Raw genomic sequence first — 16,787 nt, forward strand, 5'->3', positions numbered from 1 at the left:
CTGAAACATGGCTATCCGTGCGACAGGTGCCTAGATTAGGCGCCATGACCACTCGTCTTTACACTCATCCGGTATTCCTGGAACACCTCACGCCGCCCGGCCACCCCGAGCGGCCCGACCGTTTGCGCGCCATCGAGCGCGTGCTCGACGACGAGGCTTTTTCGGCCCTCGACCGCGTCGAGGCGCCGGAAGGCGACGAGGCGACGATCCTTTACGCGCATCCGGAGGATTTCGTCGGCCGTGTCCGCGCTGCGATTCCCGAGACGGGGATCGTCTCGATCGATGCCGACACCAGCGCCAGCCCGAAAAGCTGGCAGGCGGCGGTGACGGCGATCGGCGCGGCCAACGCCGCAGTCGACGATGTGTTTGAGGGCCGTGCCGCCAATGTCTTCGTTGCCGCGCGTCCGCCCGGCCATCACGCCGAAAAAGCGACCGCGATGGGCTTTTGCCTGTTCAACACCGCGGCGATCGCCGCCCGTTATGCGCAGGAGAAGCACCAGGCCGAGCGCGTCGCCATCGTCGATTGGGATGTGCATCACGGCAACGGCACGCAGGACATTTTCTGGGACGATCCGTCGGTGCTCTATTGCTCGACCCACCAGATGCCGCTCTATCCGGGCACCGGTGCCAAGAGCGAGACCGGCGCCGGCAACATCGTCAACGCGCCGCTTGCGCCGAGCACCGGCAGCGACACGTTCCGCGACGCCTTCCTGTCGCGCGTGCTGCCGTCGATCGACGCCTTCCAGCCGGATCTGATCATCATTTCCGCCGGTTTCGATGCGCACCATCGCGATCCGCTGGCCGCGATCAACCTGACCGAGGATGATTTCGACTGGGCGACCGGCCAACTGATGGAGCGCGCCGGGCGCCACAGCGGCAACCGGCTCGTCAGCCTGCTGGAGGGCGGTTACGATCTGCAAGGACTGGCATTTTCGGTCGCCGCCCATGTCGGGCGGCTGATGAAGGGATGAATGATGGCTGATGAAGCTAACCAAGACGTCAAGGCGATGAGCTTCGAACAGGCGCTCGACGCGCTGGAGAAGATCGTCGATGATCTGGAGCGCGGCGACGTTCCGCTCGACCAGTCGATCAAGATCTACGAGCGCGGCGAGGCGCTGAAGGCTCATTGCGACCGCTTGCTCAAGGCCGCCGAGGACAAGGTCGAGAAGATCAGGCTCTCGCGCGACGGCAAGCCGGTTGGAACGGAGCCGCTCGACGCCGAGTGAGGTGTATTGATATTCAGGTGAGGCCGCCTGCAAACGCGGCTTTCTGCGGTTCCGGTGCTCACGTCCTTCAAGTACGCTCCGGTCCGGTTCTCGGAACCCAGCATTTTCGGCTCGGTCTGACCTGAATCTCAACACACCTCGGTGCACAATGTCAGATCGGTTCGGGCAGAAAGCAGGTAAGGAGTTCAAGCATGTGCCGAAACATCAAGACCCTGTTCAACTTCGATCCGCCGGCGACCGACGACGAGGTCCATGACGCGGCGCTGCAGTTCGTGCGCAAGCTGAGCGGCGCGTCCAAGCCGTCCAAGCGCAACGAGCATGCATTCAACCACGCCGTCGAGGCGATCGCCGCCGCCGCGCGCGAACTGCTTGACAGCCTCGAAACCACCCAGCATCCGCGCAACCGCGAGGAAGAGGCTGCCAAGGCGAAGGCCCGATCCGCGCTCCGCTTCGCCTGACGCCGGTCATGAGCTTCTTTCCGGGCAACGATCCTGAGGCCGGCGACGCCTTCGCCTGCGACCAGATCGAGTTGATGGTCATTCCCAACGCCAAGGACATTGGCGGCTTCGAGGTTCGCCGCGCCTTGCCGACGGCGAAACGCAGGCTGGTCGGTCCGTTCATCTTCTTCGACCGCATGGGCCCGGCCATCCTGCGTGCCGGCCACGCGATCGACGTGCGCCCGCATCCGCATATCGGGCTGTCCACCGTCACCTATCTGTTCGACGGCAAGATCAGGCATCGCGACTCGCTCGGCACCGAAATGGTGATCGCGCCGGGCGACGTGAATTTGATGACCGCCGGCCGCGGCATCGTTCATTCCGAGCGCACGCCCGAGGAATTGCGCGGCGCGCCGATGTCGATTTCCGGCCTGCAAACCTGGCTGGCGCTGCCGGACAGCAAGGAAGAAATCGCCCCGGTGTTCGCGAACACGTCGGTCGTCCAACTGCCCGAAATCGATGCCGAGGGCGTTAGCGGCCGCGTCGTCATCGGCGAATTTTCCGGGCTGCGCTCGCCCGTCGCGACCGCCTCGGAAACGCTCTATGCCGATCTGCGGCTGGCGGCGGGCGCCAGCGTCAAAATCCCCGGCGACGCCGAGGAACGCGCCATCTACACGCTGGAGGGCGAGGTTTCGATTGCCGGCGACCGTTTCCCGGCCGAGCGGCTTTTGGTGTTCAAACCGGGCGAGGAAATCGTCGTGTCGTCCGAGCGCGGCGCGCATTTCATGCTGTTCGGCGGAGCGTCGCTGGGCTCCAAGCGTTATATCTGGTGGAATTTCGTTTCGTCCTCGAAAGAACGCATCGAGCAGGCCAAGGAAGAATGGAAGACGGGCCGCTTCGATATCGTTCCTGGCGATGAGGAAGAATTCATTCCGCTGCCGGAAGGTTAGCGCAGAATGGACATTCTGCGCCGGGCGCGTCACTGACACGCATTTACATTGGCGCGCCGTCAGCCTATCTCGCGCATAGCAAAGCGCATATTTGAAGGTTAACCCAAGGTTAAGTTGACAGGCCGTCCCCGAGTGAACCCGAAGCCTGACACGCCGCTCCTCGACAAAGTCCGCATTCCCGCGGATTTGCGGGCGCTTGATGAACGCGAGCTGCCGCAGCTGGCGACCGAACTGCGCGCGGAGCTGATCGACGCGGTGTCGCACACCGGCGGCCATCTTGGCGCCGGTCTCGGCGTCGTCGAGCTTACGGTTGCGCTGCACTATGTCTTCAACACGCCGGAAGACCGGCTGATCTGGGACGTTGGCCACCAGGCCTATCCGCACAAGATCCTGACCGGCCGCCGCGACCGCATCCGCACGCTTCGCCAGGAAGGCGGTCTCTCCGGCTTCACCCGGCGCGCAGAGAGCGAATACGACCCCTTCGGCGCAGCGCATTCCTCGACTTCGATTTCGGCCGGCCTCGGCATGGCGATGGGCCGCGACCTTTCGGGCGGCCGCAACAATGTCATCGCCGTCATCGGCGACGGCGCCATGTCCGCCGGGATGGCCTATGAGGCGATGAACAACGCCGGCGCGCTCAATGCCCGCCTGATCGTCATCCTCAACGACAACGACATGTCGATCGCCCCGCCGACCGGCGCGATGAGCGCCTATCTGGCGAGGCTTGCCTCCGGCAAGACTTATCTCGGCCTGCGCGATTTCGGCAAGAAGCTGACCTCCTATCTCGGCAAGCGCGCCGACAGCGCCATCACCCGCGCCGTCGAGCACGCGCGCGGTTACGTCACCGGCGGCACGCTGTTCGAGGAGATGGGATTCTTCCACATCGGCCCGATCGATGGACACAATTTGGAGCACCTGATCCCGGTGCTGAAGAACGTCCGCGATAATGGCGACGGGCCCATTCTGATCCATGTCGTCACCCAGAAGGGCAAAGGCTACGGGCCGGCGGAGGCCGCCGCCGACAAGTATCACGGCGTCAACAAGTTCGACGTCATCACCGGGGCGCAGGCGAAAGCGCCGGCCAACGCGCCGAGCTACACCAAGGTCTTCGCCGAGAGCCTGATCCAGGAGGCGCGCGAGGACGAACGAATCGTGGCGATCACCGCCGCCATGCCGAGTGGCACCGGCCTCGACCTCTTCGGCGAGGTGTTCCCGGCCCGAACCTTCGATGTCGGCATTGCCGAGCAGCATGCGGTGACTTTCGCCGCTGGCCTCGCCACCGAAGGCTACAAGCCTTTCGCCGCCATCTATTCGACCTTCCTGCAGCGCGCCTACGACCAGGTGGTGCACGACGTGGCGATCCAGAAACTGCCGGTGCGCTTCCCGATCGACCGCGCCGGCTTCGTCGGCGCCGACGGCGCCACGCACTGCGGCGCCTTCGACACGACCTTCCTTGCCTCGCTGCCCGGCTTCGTCGTCATGGCCGCCGCCGATGAGGCGGAGCTTCGCCATATGGTGCGCACGGCAGCCGACTACGACGGCGGCCCGATCGCCTTCCGCTATCCGCGCGGCAACGGCGTCGGCGTCGACATGCCGGAGCGCGGCTCAGTGCTCGAGATCGGCAAAGGCCGCATTCTCAAGGAAGGCACCAAGGTGGCGCTGCTCTCGTTCGGCACGCGGCTGCAGGATTGCCTGCTGGCCGCCGAGGAACTCGGCGCCGCGGGCCTTTCGACCACCGTTGCCGACGCTCGCTTCGCCAAGCCGCTGGACGAGGATCTCATCCGCCGCCTGGCGCGCTCGCATGAGGTTCTCGTCACGGTCGAGGAGGGCGCGGTCGGCGGCTTCGCCAGCCAAGTGCTGCATTTCCTTGCCCATGAAGGCCTGTTGGAAAACGGCCTCAAGGTGCGCCCGCTGGTCTTGCCGGACGAGTTCACCGATCATGCCAAGCCTGAGAAGATGTATGCCGACGCGGGCCTCGACACGACCGGCATCGTGCGTACGGTCTTCGCCGCACTCGGCCATGGAATGCAGGCGCAGCGCGCCTGAATCGAAAACTCAGCTCTCCGATTGAGTTTGCCGGCTGCGGCTGCAACTGTTTGTTTAGGTTTTCATTTGGCCGTTCGGTTACCTTGTCTTTTGGCCGATTTTCAACGGGCGCCCTGCTAAGACCCTGGTCGTAGGCAGGGGATAAGAACAATGAAATCGTTCCTTTGCGGCATGGCCTTGCTGGGTGCCATGGCCGCGCCGGTGGCAGCCGAAACGCGTTACGACCGCAACCTCGAAAAGGCGGTGATGGACATCGTCGCCGGCAAGGTGGGCAACATCCGCGGCGGCTTCTCCTACAAGCAGGCTCCCCAACTGGTGGTGCTGCCGGAAGCCGCGCCGACGGCGCCGGCTCCTGCTGAGCCGCGCGAGCAGGCCTCCAACAATGACGGTCTGATGCCGGCGGTCGAGCGCCCGGTCTCGCGGATTATTTTCTAAAACCACATATCGCGCACGCAGCGGCCGTCGCGCGGCAGGTCGTCGAACGTTTCGAGGCCGTCGAAATGCTCGATCGGCAGGTCGGCAACCGCCTCCGGCGGGGCCAGCCTGACATTGACGGCGATGCGCGTGCGGCCGCTCGAGCCGGGGCGCAACCCGCGCCAGGCGAGCACGCAGGCGCATTTCGGACAGAACAGGATTTCAAGCGCGGGCTCGGCCACCTCGACCCTCCTGTAGGAGCTCATCGGACCTGCGATGCGGATGCGCTCGTCGACATAGTCATAGGCCCAGAGCGTGCCGTAACGGCGGCAAAGCGTGCAGTTGCAGGCGGTGATCGATCCCGGATCGCCTTCCAGCGTCCAGTGCGCGGCGCCGCAATGGCAGGTTCCGTTCAGCATGGCTCCTCCTCGGCCGGGTGAGCGGACTTTCGGCACCGGCATTCTGCCGTGCCTCGCGCCATATTCAACAGGGCTGCCATTGCCTTCGCCGCCGGCTTTCGCCAATGAAGGCCGATGAGTTCCTCTCTGCCCGCCAGCGCGCGTCCGCGTCTCGACGAACTGCTCGTCGCACGTGGCCTGTTCGCCAGCCGTTCCCGCGCCCGCGACGCGATCGAACGCGGCACCGTCACCGTCGACGGCGCAGTCGCCCGCAAGCCGGGCCAGCCCGTGGCGCCACACTGCGTCGTTGCCGTCGACGATCCGGCGCAGGCCTATGTGTCGCGCGCGGCGCTGAAGCTGATTGCCGGCCTAGACCATTTCGGCCTCGATCCCTCTGGGCATGAGGCGCTCGATATCGGCGCCTCGACCGGCGGCTTCACCCAGGTGCTGCTCGAGCGTGGCGCTACCCATGTCACGGCGATCGATGTCGGTCACGGCCAAATGCATCCGGAAATTGCCACCGATCGGCGGGTCACGGTCATTGAAGGGCTGAATGCGCGGGACCTGACCGCCGCCGATCTTGGCGACCGCGTTCCGGATTTCCTGGTCTGCGATGTCAGCTTCATCTCGCTGAAGCTGGCGCTGCCGCCGGCGCTGGCCATGGCGGGCGAGGGCGCCAGGGCGCTGCTTCTCGTCAAGCCGCAATTCGAGGCGGGGCGCGAGGCGATCGGCAAGGGCGGACTGCTCAAGGACCCGAGCGATGCCGAGCGCATCGCCGCCGGTTTGCGTGACTGGCTTGCCGGCATGCCGAGCTGGCGCGTGCTTGGGCTGCATCCATCGCCGATCGAGGGCGGCGACGGCAACCGCGAGTTCCTTCTCGCCGCGATCAAGGGCGCGGTATCGCCATGAGCGCGCGCTTCACCATCACAAGGCTCGGTTCGCAGGGCGACGGCATCGCCGGTGCCGATCGCGGTGAGGTCTTCATCCCGTTCACGCTGCCTGGCGAGACGGTCACCGCCGCGCGCCAGAAGGACCGCGCGACGCTGATGTCGGTTGTTGAGACTTCACCGCTCCGGGTTGATCCGCCCTGCCGACACTTCACCGAATGCGGCGGCTGCGCGTTGCAGCATTTCGAGGCCGACGGCTACCGGCAGTGGAAGCGCGAACGGGTGGTGCAGGCGCTCAAGATCAAGGGCATCGCTCGTCAGATCGACGCGCTGGTGCCTTGCGCGCCGCACACGCGCCGCCGCGTCGTCTTCAGCGCTCGGCGCACCGAGGCCGGCATGCTGCTCGGCTTCGTGCGCGCGCTCTCCTCCGAGATCATTCCTATCGAGGAATGCCCGATCTCGTTGCCGGCAATCGTTGATGCGCTCGATCCTCTGCGAAGGCTGGCAGGACTGGTCTGCGCGACGCCGAAAGCCTTCCACATGACCGTCACCGCGACGGCGTCCGGCCTCGATGTCGCCGTCCATGACGCGGGCAAGCTCGGCGAAAACCAGCGCCGCATCGCTTCCAATTTCGTGATGGCCGCGGGCTTGGCGAGGCTTTCGATAGACGGCGAGGTGATCGTGGAGCCGAAGAAGCCGGTGGTGCAGTTCGGCTCGGTCGCCGTCGCCCTGCCGCCCGGCGCCTTTCTTCAGGCGACGGAGGCCGCCGAGCAGACGATGGCCGGTCTCGTCTGCCAGCACCTGTCGCGTGCCAAGAAGGTCGCCGACCTGTTCGCCGGCTGCGGCAGCTTCGCGCTCCGGCTGGCGGCGAAGTCGGAGGTCCACGCCGTGGAGGGAGACGCCCCGGCGCTTGCCGCGCTCGACCGTGCCTCCCGCTTCGCCAGCGGCTTGAAGCGCGTGACCAGCGAGCGTCGCGACCTCTTCCGCAGGCCGCTGACCTTCAAGGAGTTGAGCGGCTTCGACGGCCTCGTCTTCGATCCACCGCGCGCCGGCGCGGAGGATCAGTCCAAGCAGATCGCCCGCTCAGACGTGCCGCTGGTCGCGGCCGTCTCCTGCAATCCGACGACGCTGGCGCGGGATCTGCGCATCCTCATCGACGGCGGCTATCAACTGAAGAGCGTGACGCCGATCGACCAGTTCCTGTGGTCGCCGCATGTCGAGGCCGTCGCGCTGCTGGAGAAGCCGAAGCGGCGCCGGTAGTCCGCGAGAGCCGGTTCGCAAGAAACTTGAAGCCTCTCTTTTCCGAAATTTGCGCCCTAAAGCCGCCTTCTTGGAGGTCTTAGTTTTGCGCTGTTAGGGAAACATTCCTGCTCTTTCGGCGTTACTGAAATAAGCGGATGGCGGATGGCGGATAACGGACAGCGCATTGCCATGCAGACGCTTCTAAAATTCCTCAGCCTCATCGTTCTCATCGCTTTTGGCGCCGCGTCCGCGACCGGTGCGCTCGCGCAAGAGCAAAAACGTCTCGCCTTCGTCATCGGCAACGGCGCCTATCAGTCCGGCGAGCTCGCGACTGCCGCCAATGACGCCGGCCTGATCGCGCAGACCCTGCAGGCGGCAGGGTTCGACGTCGTCGGCGCGCGCGATGTCGATCAGGACTCGCTGCGCGGCGCGCTGCGCGATTTTCTCGGCAAGGTTTCCGCCGCCGGTCCCGACGCGGTTGTCTTTGTCTATCTTGCCGGCCACGGCGTGCAGTTCGAGGGGGAGAACTACTTTCTTCCGGTCGATGCCCAGATCGCCAGTCCAGCCGACGTGCCGCTTCAGGCAATGCGGCTCTCCGATGTCACCCGGTCGTTGGCCGGATTGCCGACGAAGGTAAACATCGTCGTGCTCGACGCGGCGCGGCCTGATGCCTTGCCCAAGATGAGCCAGCCCCTGGCCGGTGGTCTCGCGCTTGTCGATCCCGACCCGAACATGCTGATTGCGTTCAACGCGGCTCCGGGAACGGTCGCGCCGGAAGGCAAGGGCCCTTACGGCGCCTATGCTCAGGCGCTCGCCGAAATGATACGCGAGGGCGGGTTGTCGCTTGACGAGGTGTTCGACCGCACGCGGCTGCGCGTCAACGAGATGACGCAAGGCGCGGAAGTGCCGTGGCATGCCTCGAAGATCACCGCGCCTTTCGTCTTCTTCGACCGTGCCGCGGACGCGCCCGCGCCCACGGTTTCGGAGGCCGAATCCCGCTCCAATCGGACCAGGGCGATCCGGGATTTCAACGCTCGTGACGCTTATATCGCGGCTCTCGACCGCGATACGATGCGCGGCTACGAGGATTTCCTCGTCGCCTATCCACATGATCCGATGGCTGAGCGCGTGCGCGCCATTGTCGCTGCGCGGCGCGAGGCGATCACCTGGCGCGAGACCTGGCTGCAAGACACGCCGGAAGCCTGCTGGTCTTATCTGCGGCGCTATCCGCGTGGTCCGCATGCCTGGGACGCACGACGGCGGCTCGAACATTTCGACGCTGCCCTGGAGCCGCCGGAGGAGTTCACCGTCTATGAGTATGATTTGCCGCCGCCGCCGGAGGAGGAAATCATCTATATCGACCGTCCGGTGCTCTATTTCGACGATCCCGATTTCGACTTCGAACCGCCGCCGTCGATCACGGTGATCTTCCTGCCGCCGCCGCCGCCGGATTTCATCGTGCTTCCGCCACCTCCACCGCCGATCGACGTGTTCGTCCTGCCGACGCCCGTATTCGTGCCGATCCCCGTATTCATCAACCCGCCGCGCCACATCGTGCCTCCGCCGAACGCCATCATCTTCAACAACATCCACAACACGACGGTCATCAACGCCATCAACACGACGATCAACAATGAGACCATCAATCGGGCCGCGCAGCCGAGCGCCGGTGTTCGGCTTGACCGCCGCACAGCCCAGAAGACGACGGAAGGCGCCGTTGGTGGCCGCGCCGATGCGCTCGCGGCCAAGGTCCCCCTGCCGCCGCTCCTGCAGAAGAGGGCGGCCAAGTTCCGTCAGGCCAATCAGCAACAGGGCGCCTCGCCGCCGAAGCCTGGTCAGCGTGTTATCCAGCGCCAGCAGCCTGACACCTCGCTGGAGACCTCGTCCAGAACCGGCAAGCTCTCAACCGATCACGCCTTGCCCGGAGCCGATGGCAAGAGGCTGCCGCTGGTCAACGGCAAGCCGGCGCTCGACGGCCAGAACTTGCCCGGCAACAAGTTGAAGAGGCAACCCGGCAGGCAAGGCGTCTCGGGCGGCAACCAAGAGGCGACGGGAACTGCCGGTCCCGACAGGACCGGGAAGCAGGACACGGATCGGAAGAGGGGCAAAAAGCTCCGCAACCTGCCCGCCATCAACGGCATGCCGGCCGACAACGGGCAGAGCGCGCGGGAGAAGTTCAGGCAGAACAGTCCCAAGGCTTTATCCGAACGGAGCAGTGGCAAGCCGAGGAAGCTGACGCGCAAGGATTTGTCCGCAGGCCAGTCCGTGGTCGAACCGAACGATCAAGGTTCGGCCGCCGCGAGCAACAAGGGCAGGAAGGTCCGCAAGCTGCCTACCGTCGACCGGATGCCGGCTGAGAACCGGCCGAGCGTGCGCGAGCGGCTCAGAAAGAACAATCCCGACGTGTTCTCTGATGAAAACCAGGGCTCGGCTAATACGAAGAGCAAGAAGTTCCGCAGACTGCCGAGCGTTAGTGGTGGGCCACCCGACAATGGACCGGCCGTGCAGAAGCGGTTCAGGAGGAACAATCCGACCGTGTTCTCCGACGAGAAACAGGGCTCGGCCAGCGGGAACGACAGGCGCAGGACGTTGCGCCGGCTGCAAAACGAAGAAGGTTCCGCCGGCCGGGAGGTCACCGTCCAGCGCGACTTCAAGGTCAACAGGCCGAACCAGAACGCGCAGCGCCAGTTCAGGCAGGAAAGGCCTAACGAGCAGGTGCTGCGGCGGCAGAGGTCGGAGCCACGCCCGGAATTGCGTTCGCAGCCGAGGCCGCAGATGCAAGAGCGGCGTCTCCCCCGGGAGAAGCCGCAGCCCAAGAAGAAGCTCTCTTGCGGACAGCAGGGCGAGCCGGCCTGCAACCAGTAGGCCGGCGCGAGCCTGCGCCTTACCTTTGCGAGCCGATTTTTCGGCCATGAACGTGCAAGGCAGAGGCGCCGGTCTGCGCGTATCGGCTGTCGAGGCCGCTCGGTTGAGCCTGGCGGCATCCGTCAGGTTTTCGGCGTGCCGCCGCGCTGATTGATCGACACCCAAATATTCGGGTTCTGCTGCGACTGACGCTTCAGGAAATAATAGGCGGTCGCGTTCCAGGGCCGGACTTCGTCGACCAGATTGTCGAGCACGAGATCGCCCTTGTCGGTCTTCACGGTCAGGATGGTGTGGCCTTCGTTGTTCAGGTCGCGCACCACCGTCATCAGCAGCGCCTGGCGGGGAAATCCCGCTTCCATGAGAAGCTTGCGCTTGTAGAGCGCGTAGATCTTGCAGTCGCCCTTACCGTCCACCGGATAGTCCCAGTGGTCCATCATCGTGCCCCAGTGATCATAGTTGCTGACGGGCTTGATGGCGCGGTTCGCCTTCTGGTTTATGCGCTTGAGGGTTCGCATGTTCTGCGCGGTCAGCTTGACGTTCGCCGGCTGCAGGGCAGGCACTTTGCACTCTTTCGGCCGGCGGTGGCAGAAATCGATCCAGCCATAAGGGACGCTGGTACGTCCTCCCACTGTGGCGGAGCGCAGGTCGACCGGACTCGATGGCCGCTTGAACCATGTCGACTGCGCCGCCGCCGTGTCGACGCAAAGCGACGTCACACCGATCAATGAGCAAAGGCCAAGGAGGAATGAAGAGGTCAGGACGCCAGGGGAACGCAGCACTGCCAACACCACCGCAACGAGAAGACTGCTGATAGTTAAGTCGGAAGCGTCGGCCAAAGCAATTGAACAATTAATAATCTGCTAACACGATTGTGTTCGCGCTCCGGCGGGTAGCTAGGTGTGAGCTTTCCGGCCGGATCGAGGTGACCGTTCAGGATGGTCGTTCGTCAGGTATCTGACGACAAGGTTGGGATCAATTGCGAGCATGGCGCCGCCGCGCTTCGGCAAGGACACTCGCGTTCATCTCTTCAAGCGTCTTCTGCTTGCCGCGGTGCGGCAGCAGGCCAACCACGTCTTCCGGTCGCGTCGGGGTGAAGGCCGGCGCTTGCTTCAGAAGAACACCGTCTGGTGTGTCTTCGACCTGCAGACGTGTGCCGGCACCCCAGTCCCTCCGTTTCCGGATGGCGCTGGGGAGGATCACTTGTCCCTTGGTCGAGACGGTGGGTAAGATACTCAAGCGGCGGAGTGCTATTCAAACCTGCCGGATTGAGCGTGCTCAAACCCTGGTGCCGCCCACCGTCATCTGGTTCATCCTCAGATGCGGCTGGCCGACCCCGACCGGCACGCCCTGTCCGGCCTTGCCGCACATGCCGATGCCGTTGTCGAGTTTCATGTCGTTGCCGACCATGGTGACGCGGTGCATGGCGTCGGGCCCGTTGCCGATCAGCATTGCGCCCTTGATCGGCTGCGTCACCTTGCCGTCCTCGATCATGTAGGCCTCGGTGCAGCCGAACACGAACTTGCCTGAGGTGATGTCGACCTGGCCGCCGCCGAAAGAGACGGCATAGATGCCGTTCTTGACCGAGGCGATGATCTCTTCCGGCGCGGTATCGCCCGAGGTCATGTAGGTGTTGGTCATGCGCGGCATCGGCTGGTGGGCATAGCCTTCGCGCCGGCCGTTGCCGGTCGCCTTCATGCCCATCAGCCGCGCATTCTGGCGGTCCTGCATGTAGCCGACCAGCTTGCCGTCCTCGATCAGCACATTGCGCGCCGAAGGCGTGCCTTCGTCGTCCACGGTAAGCGAGCCGCGCCGCTCGGTGATGGTGCCGTCATCGACGACGGTGACGCCCTTTGCCGCTACTTGGCTGCCCATCAGGCCGGCGAAGGCGGATGTTTTCTTGCGGTTGAAGTCGCCCTCGAGGCCATGGCCGACAGCCTCGTGCAGCATCACGCCCGGCCAGCCGCTGGAAAGCACGATGTCGAATGTGCCTGCCGGCGCCGGAACGGCCTCGAGATTGACCAGCGCCTGTCGCAGCGCCTCGCGCGCGGCGTGCTTCCAACTCTCCTCGGTGAGGAACTCGCCAAAGCTCTTGCGGCCGCCCATTCCGTAGGAGCCGCTCTCCTGGCGGTCGCCATCGCCGACCACCACCGAGACGTTCATCCTGACCAGCGGGCGGATATCGCGCACCACCTGGCCGTCGCCGCGCACGATCTCGACATGCTGCCACGAGGCGGCGAGCGAAGCCGTCACCTGGCGCACGCGCGGATCGGCGGCGCGCAGCCAGGCGTCGATCTCCTGCAACAGCTTCGCCTTGGCCTCGAAACTGGGCGAGGGGATGGGATTCTCGTCGCCGTAAAGCTGGCGATTGGTGCGCGCGGGCGCTGCGGCAAGCATTCCGGAATAGCCGCCCTTGACCGCGGAGACGGCATCGGCGGCGCGCAGCAGCGAGGCTTCCGACAGGTCGCTCGAATGGGCATAGCCGCTCGCCTCGCCGGCGACGGCGCGCAGCCCGAAACCCTGGTCGGTGTTGAAGTTCGCCGTCTTCAGCCGGCCGTTGTCGAACATCAGCGCTTCGTTCTCGCTGTATTCGAGGAACAACTCGCCGTCGTCGGCGCCCTTGATGGTATCGGCGACGATCTCTTTGACGCGGTCGTCGGAAATGTCGAATTGGCCGATCAGGCTGTTCATGGCAGGGCTGTCCGCTGGCGGTTTCGCATTCCCCCGATGTAGGGGCGAAGTGAGGTCAAGACAATCGCCGGCCTTCACACGCGATCGTCATCGCCGCGCGCCGACTGGCGGCCGCGTTGCCGCCGCTGGACTTAGGGCAGGGCCGAGAAGCCTTCGGCGAATCCCTTCAGATCGACAGGAATGCCGATGCCTTCCTCTGGCGTCTGGAAGACGATGAAGGTGGCCGACGTGCCGTTCTTCAGCGTGTCGAGCAGTGGCTTCTCGAGGATCACTTCCGCGTAGCAGCCGTCCTGGAAGCAGCGCACGAAATAGGCGCGGCCGATGTCCTTGCCGTCGACATTGAGGCCGAGCCCGTTGGGCAGGAGCACGCCGAGCGGTGCCAGCACCCGCAGGATCTCCGCCTTGTTGTCGGCGGTGCGCAGCACCACGACGGAAAGCCCCATCTCCGGACGGTCCTCGGCGACGACGTTCTGCATCATCACGCATTGCTCGGAGGTTGCGCCGGCCGGCGTGTCGCAGATGATCGACCACGCGCCATGCGTCGACTTGACCGTGCCGCTGGGCGGCGCCGCGGTCTGCGGCGGCGCGGCATTCGCCACGCTGGCGCTAAGCGAGGCGGCAAGGAAGATAACCTTCGCCAAGGGTCTCGAAAGCCAGGAAGTCATAACGGCTCCATTGCGAATCACGGCACTTTAAGCTGCGCCAAGGCCAAGTAAAGGACGAGACCGTCGCCAGCCCGCCCAGATACCGGCAATTACGCGCTTTTCCAGAGCAAATTCGCCCGAATTGCGACCACCCGGCGCGGGGGCGGCGATGGTCGGGGATGCCCTTCGGGCTGCGCGCAAAAATGCCGCACGGTTTCGCCCGCTCCTTCCTTGCGGAGGGAAATAGAGTATGGTTTGAACCACCTTAGGGACAGACCGGGATTCCCCATCCCGGCGTCGTTCGTTATTGGTGCGATCCGATTGCAGGAAGTGGGAGACGAGAGGGCGATGAGAAAATTCATGGCAAGCGCCAGACTTCTGGCAGGTGCTGCGGCCGCGGGCACGCTCCTCTCCAGCGCATCCGCCTATGCGGATCAGCCGCGGCCATGGGAAACCGCCTTCCAGGCGCCTGCGACCGACATGATGCGGCAAATCGAATGGTTCGGAAACTACACCTTCGTATTCATCGTGGTCATCACCCTGCTGGTGCTGGTCCTGCTCGCCTATGTCATCCTGCGGTTCCGCGCGAGCGCCAACCCGGTTCCTTCCCGGACCAGCCACAACACGCTGATCGAGGTGATCTGGACCGTCGGCCCGGTCATCGTGCTGCTGCTCATCGCCATCCCCTCGTTCCAACTGCTCACCGCGCAGTATACCCCGCCGGAAGAAGCCAAGCTGACCGTCAAGGCGACCGGCAACCAATGGAATTGGGACTACGAATACCAGGTCGACAAGAGCTTCTCCTTCAACTCGGCGATCCTTCAGGACGGTGACCGCGCCAAGGCCGGCAAGGAAGACCGCAATCTCTATCCGCGCCTGCTCGCCGTCGACAATGAGCTGGTGGTGCCGGTCAACACCATGACCCGCGTGCTGATCACCGCCACCGACGTCATCCACTCCTTCGCCGTGCCGTCCTTCGGCATCAAGATGGATGCCGTGCCCGGCCGCACCAACGAGACCTGGTTCAAGGCGGAGAAGGAAGGCCTCTATTACGGCCAGTGCTCGCAGCTCTGCGGCAAGGATCACGCCTTTATGCCAATCGCGGTTCGCGTCGTCTCCGACGCGCAGTTCAAGACCTGGCTGGAGACGGCCAAGACCGACGTGCCCGCCGCCAACAAGGCGCTGATGGCCGAGATCGATGGTACCAACAAGGTAGCGGCCGCCGGCAACTGACGCCGCGGGTTAGCAAGAATTAGGGAACGGAGCGGAATATGGCAGAGGCTGCAGCTCACGACCACCACGACCACAGGCCGCATGGCTGGGTCCGCTGGGTCTACTCGACCAACCACAAGGACATCGGCACGCTCTACCTGATCTTCGCGATCATGGCCGGGATTATCGGCGGCGCGCTTTCGGTCGCCATCCGCATGGAGCTGCAGGAGCCTGGCATCCAGATCTTCAGCGGTCTGGCGCAGATGGTCTACGGCATGCAGGGTGATGCCGCCATCGACGGCGGCAAGAGCATGTACAATGCCTTCGGCGCGGCGCACGGCCTGATCATGATCTTCTTCATGGTGATGCCGGCGCTCATCGGCGGCTTCGCCAACTGGATGGTGCCCATCATGATCGGCGCGCCGGACATGGCCTTCCCGCGCATGAACAACATCTCCTTCTGGCTGCTGCCGCCGGCCTTCCTCCTGCTGCTCGGCTCGATGTTCGTACCGAGCGCGCCCGGCGCCTTCGGCGTCGGCGGCGGCTGGACGATCTATCCGCCGCTCTCGACATCCGGCCAGCCGGGCCCCGCAATGGACCTTGCGATTCTGTCGCTCCACATCGCCGGCGCCTCGTCGATTCTCGGTGCGATCAATTTCATCACCACCATCTTCAACATGCGCGCGCCTGGCATGACCATGCACAAGATGCCGCTGTTCGCCTGGGCGGTGCTGATCACGGCCTTCCTGCTGCTCTTGTCGCTGCCGGTTCTGGCGGGCGCCATCACCATGCTGCTCACCGATCGCAACTTCGGCACCGCCTTCTTCGTGCCGGACCAGGGCGGCGACCCGCTGCTCTTCCAGCACCTGTTCTGGTTCTTCGGCCATCCCGAGGTGTACATCCTGATCCTGCCGGGCTTCGGCATCGTTAGCCACATCGTCTCGACCTTCTCGAAGAAGCCGGTCTTCGGCTATCTCGGCATGGCCTACGCCATGGTCGCGATCGGCGCCGTCGGCTTCATCGTCTGGGCGCACCACATGTACACGACCGGCCTGTCGCTCGACACGCAGCGCTATTTCGTGTTCGCAACCATGGTCATCGCGGTTCCGACGGGCGTGAAGATCTTCTCCTGGATCGCCACGATGTGGGGCGGCTCGATCTCCTTCAAGCCGCCGATGCTGTGGGCGCTGGGCTTCATCTTCCTGTTCACGATCGGTGGCGTCACCGGCGTTCAGCTGGCAAATGCCGGCCTCGACCGCTCGCTGCATGACACCTATTTCGTGATCGCCCACTTCCACTACGTGCTGTCGCTGGGCGCCGTGTTCGCCATCTTCGCCGGCTGGTACTACTGGTTCCCGAAGATGACCGGCTACATGTACTCGCCGGTGATCGCCAACACCCACTTCTGGGTCACCTTCGTCGGCGTCAACCTGATCTTCTTCCCGCAGCACTTCCTCGGCCTTGCTGGCATGCCGCGCCGCACTGTCGACTATCCGGATGCGTTTGCCGGCTGGAACATGATCTCGTCCTACGGCTCCTACATCGCCGCCGTCGGCGTTGCGATCTTCCTCTATGGCGTGTTCGAGGCCTTCCAGAAGAAGCGCGTCGCGGGCGCCAATCCGTGGGGCGAGGGTGCCACCACGCTCGAATGGCAGCTGCCGTCGCCGCCGCCGTTCCACCAGTGGGAACAGCTGCCGAAGATCAAGTAAGGCCGCAGATACAGGACCGCCGGCTCGCCCGGCGGTCCTGGCCAACGGAATGATGGACTTTAAGTACGC

At 64.5% G+C, this 16,787-nt stretch carries 16 protein-coding genes; 11 read left to right on the forward strand and 5 right to left on the reverse strand.

Features of this window, described 5'->3' with window-relative positions:
• Window positions 1-44 precede the first annotated feature (44 nt).
• The 6 genes from CK218_RS05460 (at window position 45) to CK218_RS05485 (ending at window position 5,094) form a co-directional block, all read left to right on the forward strand.
• Entirely contained in the window at window positions 45-971 is a 927-nt protein-coding gene (locus CK218_RS05460) for a histone deacetylase family protein (RefSeq protein ID WP_095827094.1), read from the forward strand.
• Between the two features lie 3 nt (window positions 972-974).
• Entirely contained in the window at window positions 975-1,226 is a 252-nt protein-coding gene (locus tag CK218_RS05465; RefSeq protein ID WP_095778033.1) for an exodeoxyribonuclease VII small subunit, read from the forward strand.
• A 191-nt stretch (window positions 1,227-1,417) separates the two neighbouring features.
• Window positions 1,418-1,684 (forward strand): DUF2277 domain-containing protein, encoded by a 267-nt coding sequence (locus CK218_RS05470; protein ID WP_095827095.1) that lies wholly within the window; start codon window positions 1,418-1,420, stop codon window positions 1,682-1,684.
• An 8-nt stretch (window positions 1,685-1,692) separates the two neighbouring features.
• Window positions 1,693-2,613, forward strand: coding sequence for a pirin family protein (locus CK218_RS05475; RefSeq protein ID WP_095777992.1), 921 nt, complete (start codon window positions 1,693-1,695; stop codon window positions 2,611-2,613).
• Window positions 2,614-2,745: 132 nt separating this feature from the next.
• Window positions 2,746-4,659 (forward strand): 1-deoxy-D-xylulose-5-phosphate synthase, encoded by a 1,914-nt coding sequence (gene dxs, locus CK218_RS05480; protein ID WP_095827096.1) that lies wholly within the window; start codon window positions 2,746-2,748, stop codon window positions 4,657-4,659.
• Between the two features lie 150 nt (window positions 4,660-4,809).
• Complete coding sequence (locus tag CK218_RS05485; RefSeq protein WP_095827097.1) at window positions 4,810-5,094, forward strand: hypothetical protein; 285 nt, start codon at window positions 4,810-4,812, stop codon at window positions 5,092-5,094.
• Here the strand turns inward: CK218_RS05485 and CK218_RS05490 are convergent.
• Window positions 5,091-5,492 (reverse strand): GFA family protein, encoded by a 402-nt coding sequence (locus CK218_RS05490; protein WP_095827226.1) that lies wholly within the window; start codon window positions 5,490-5,492, stop codon window positions 5,091-5,093. The genes CK218_RS05485 and CK218_RS05490 overlap by 4 nt on opposite strands.
• A gap of 114 nt (window positions 5,493-5,606) precedes the next feature.
• Here CK218_RS05490 and CK218_RS05495 point away from each other — a divergent pair, with 114 nt between their 5' ends.
• The 3 genes from CK218_RS05495 (at window position 5,607) to CK218_RS05505 (ending at window position 10,465) form a co-directional block, all read left to right on the forward strand.
• Window positions 5,607-6,380 carry a TlyA family RNA methyltransferase gene (locus CK218_RS05495; protein ID WP_095827098.1) on the forward strand — a complete coding sequence of 258 codons (774 nt, stop codon included), beginning with the start codon at window positions 5,607-5,609 and terminating at the stop codon, window positions 6,378-6,380.
• Entirely contained in the window at window positions 6,377-7,618 is a 1,242-nt protein-coding gene (locus tag CK218_RS05500; protein WP_095827099.1) for a class I SAM-dependent RNA methyltransferase, read from the forward strand. The genes CK218_RS05495 and CK218_RS05500 overlap by 4 nt, the downstream gene beginning before the upstream one ends.
• A gap of 144 nt (window positions 7,619-7,762) precedes the next feature.
• Entirely contained in the window at window positions 7,763-10,465 is a 2,703-nt protein-coding gene (locus tag CK218_RS05505; protein WP_245434906.1) for a caspase domain-containing protein, read from the forward strand.
• 122 nt (window positions 10,466-10,587) lie between these two features.
• Here CK218_RS05505 and CK218_RS05510 read toward each other — a convergent pair whose 3' ends face one another.
• From CK218_RS05510 to CK218_RS05525, 4 genes are all read right to left on the reverse strand, one after another.
• On the reverse strand, window positions 10,588-11,181 hold the full coding sequence (locus tag CK218_RS05510; RefSeq protein WP_245434932.1) for a transglutaminase-like cysteine peptidase: 594 nt from the start codon (window positions 11,179-11,181) through the stop codon (window positions 10,588-10,590).
• 256 nt (window positions 11,182-11,437) lie between these two features.
• Window positions 11,438-11,701, reverse strand: coding sequence for an AbrB/MazE/SpoVT family DNA-binding domain-containing protein (locus CK218_RS05515; protein ID WP_095827102.1), 264 nt, complete (start codon window positions 11,699-11,701; stop codon window positions 11,438-11,440).
• 39 nt (window positions 11,702-11,740) lie between these two features.
• Window positions 11,741-13,153 carry a metalloprotease TldD gene (gene tldD / locus CK218_RS05520; protein WP_095827103.1) on the reverse strand — a complete coding sequence of 471 codons (1,413 nt, stop codon included), beginning with the start codon at window positions 13,151-13,153 and terminating at the stop codon, window positions 11,741-11,743.
• Window positions 13,154-13,284: 131 nt separating this feature from the next.
• Window positions 13,285-13,818: an invasion associated locus B family protein gene (locus CK218_RS05525; protein WP_066998026.1), complete on the reverse strand. Its 534-nt coding sequence runs from the start codon at window positions 13,816-13,818 to the stop codon at window positions 13,285-13,287.
• 339 nt (window positions 13,819-14,157) lie between these two features.
• Between CK218_RS05525 and coxB the strand changes: the two genes are divergently transcribed.
• Entirely contained in the window at window positions 14,158-15,030 is an 873-nt protein-coding gene (gene coxB, locus CK218_RS05530) for a cytochrome c oxidase subunit II (RefSeq protein ID WP_245299655.1), read from the forward strand.
• A gap of 38 nt (window positions 15,031-15,068) precedes the next feature.
• On the forward strand, window positions 15,069-16,718 hold the full coding sequence (ctaD, locus tag CK218_RS05535) for a cytochrome c oxidase subunit I (RefSeq protein ID WP_066998019.1): 1,650 nt from the start codon (window positions 15,069-15,071) through the stop codon (window positions 16,716-16,718).
• Window positions 16,719-16,787 lie beyond the last annotated feature (69 nt).

This window comes from Mesorhizobium sp. WSM3879, assembly GCF_002294915.1.
Classification (GTDB): Bacteria; Pseudomonadota; Alphaproteobacteria; order Rhizobiales; family Rhizobiaceae; genus Mesorhizobium.

Bases quoted from the DNA above. Each gene is read 5' to 3' on its own strand.
- CK218_RS05460 (WP_095827094.1), top strand. From the start codon at position 45: ATGACCACTCGTCTTTACACTCATCCGGTATTCCTGGAACACCTCACG.
- CK218_RS05465 (WP_095778033.1), top strand. From the start codon at position 975: ATGGCTGATGAAGCTAACCAAGACGTCAAGGCGATGAGCTTCGAACAG.
- CK218_RS05470 (WP_095827095.1), top strand. From the start codon at position 1,418: ATGTGCCGAAACATCAAGACCCTGTTCAACTTCGATCCGCCGGCGACC.
- CK218_RS05475 (WP_095777992.1), top strand. From the start codon at position 1,693: ATGAGCTTCTTTCCGGGCAACGATCCTGAGGCCGGCGACGCCTTCGCC.
- CK218_RS05485 (WP_095827097.1), top strand. From the start codon at position 4,810: ATGAAATCGTTCCTTTGCGGCATGGCCTTGCTGGGTGCCATGGCCGCG.
- CK218_RS05490 (WP_095827226.1), bottom strand. From the start codon at position 5,492: ATGCTGAACGGAACCTGCCATTGCGGCGCCGCGCACTGGACGCTGGAA.
- CK218_RS05495 (WP_095827098.1), top strand. From the start codon at position 5,607: ATGAGTTCCTCTCTGCCCGCCAGCGCGCGTCCGCGTCTCGACGAACTG.
- CK218_RS05500 (WP_095827099.1), top strand. From the start codon at position 6,377: ATGAGCGCGCGCTTCACCATCACAAGGCTCGGTTCGCAGGGCGACGGC.
- CK218_RS05505 (WP_245434906.1), top strand. From the start codon at position 7,763: ATGGCGGATAACGGACAGCGCATTGCCATGCAGACGCTTCTAAAATTC.
- tldD (WP_095827103.1), bottom strand. From the start codon at position 13,153: ATGAACAGCCTGATCGGCCAATTCGACATTTCCGACGACCGCGTCAAA.
- CK218_RS05525 (WP_066998026.1), bottom strand. From the start codon at position 13,818: ATGACTTCCTGGCTTTCGAGACCCTTGGCGAAGGTTATCTTCCTTGCC.
- coxB (WP_245299655.1), top strand. From the start codon at position 14,158: ATGGCAAGCGCCAGACTTCTGGCAGGTGCTGCGGCCGCGGGCACGCTC.
- ctaD (WP_066998019.1), top strand. From the start codon at position 15,069: ATGGCAGAGGCTGCAGCTCACGACCACCACGACCACAGGCCGCATGGC.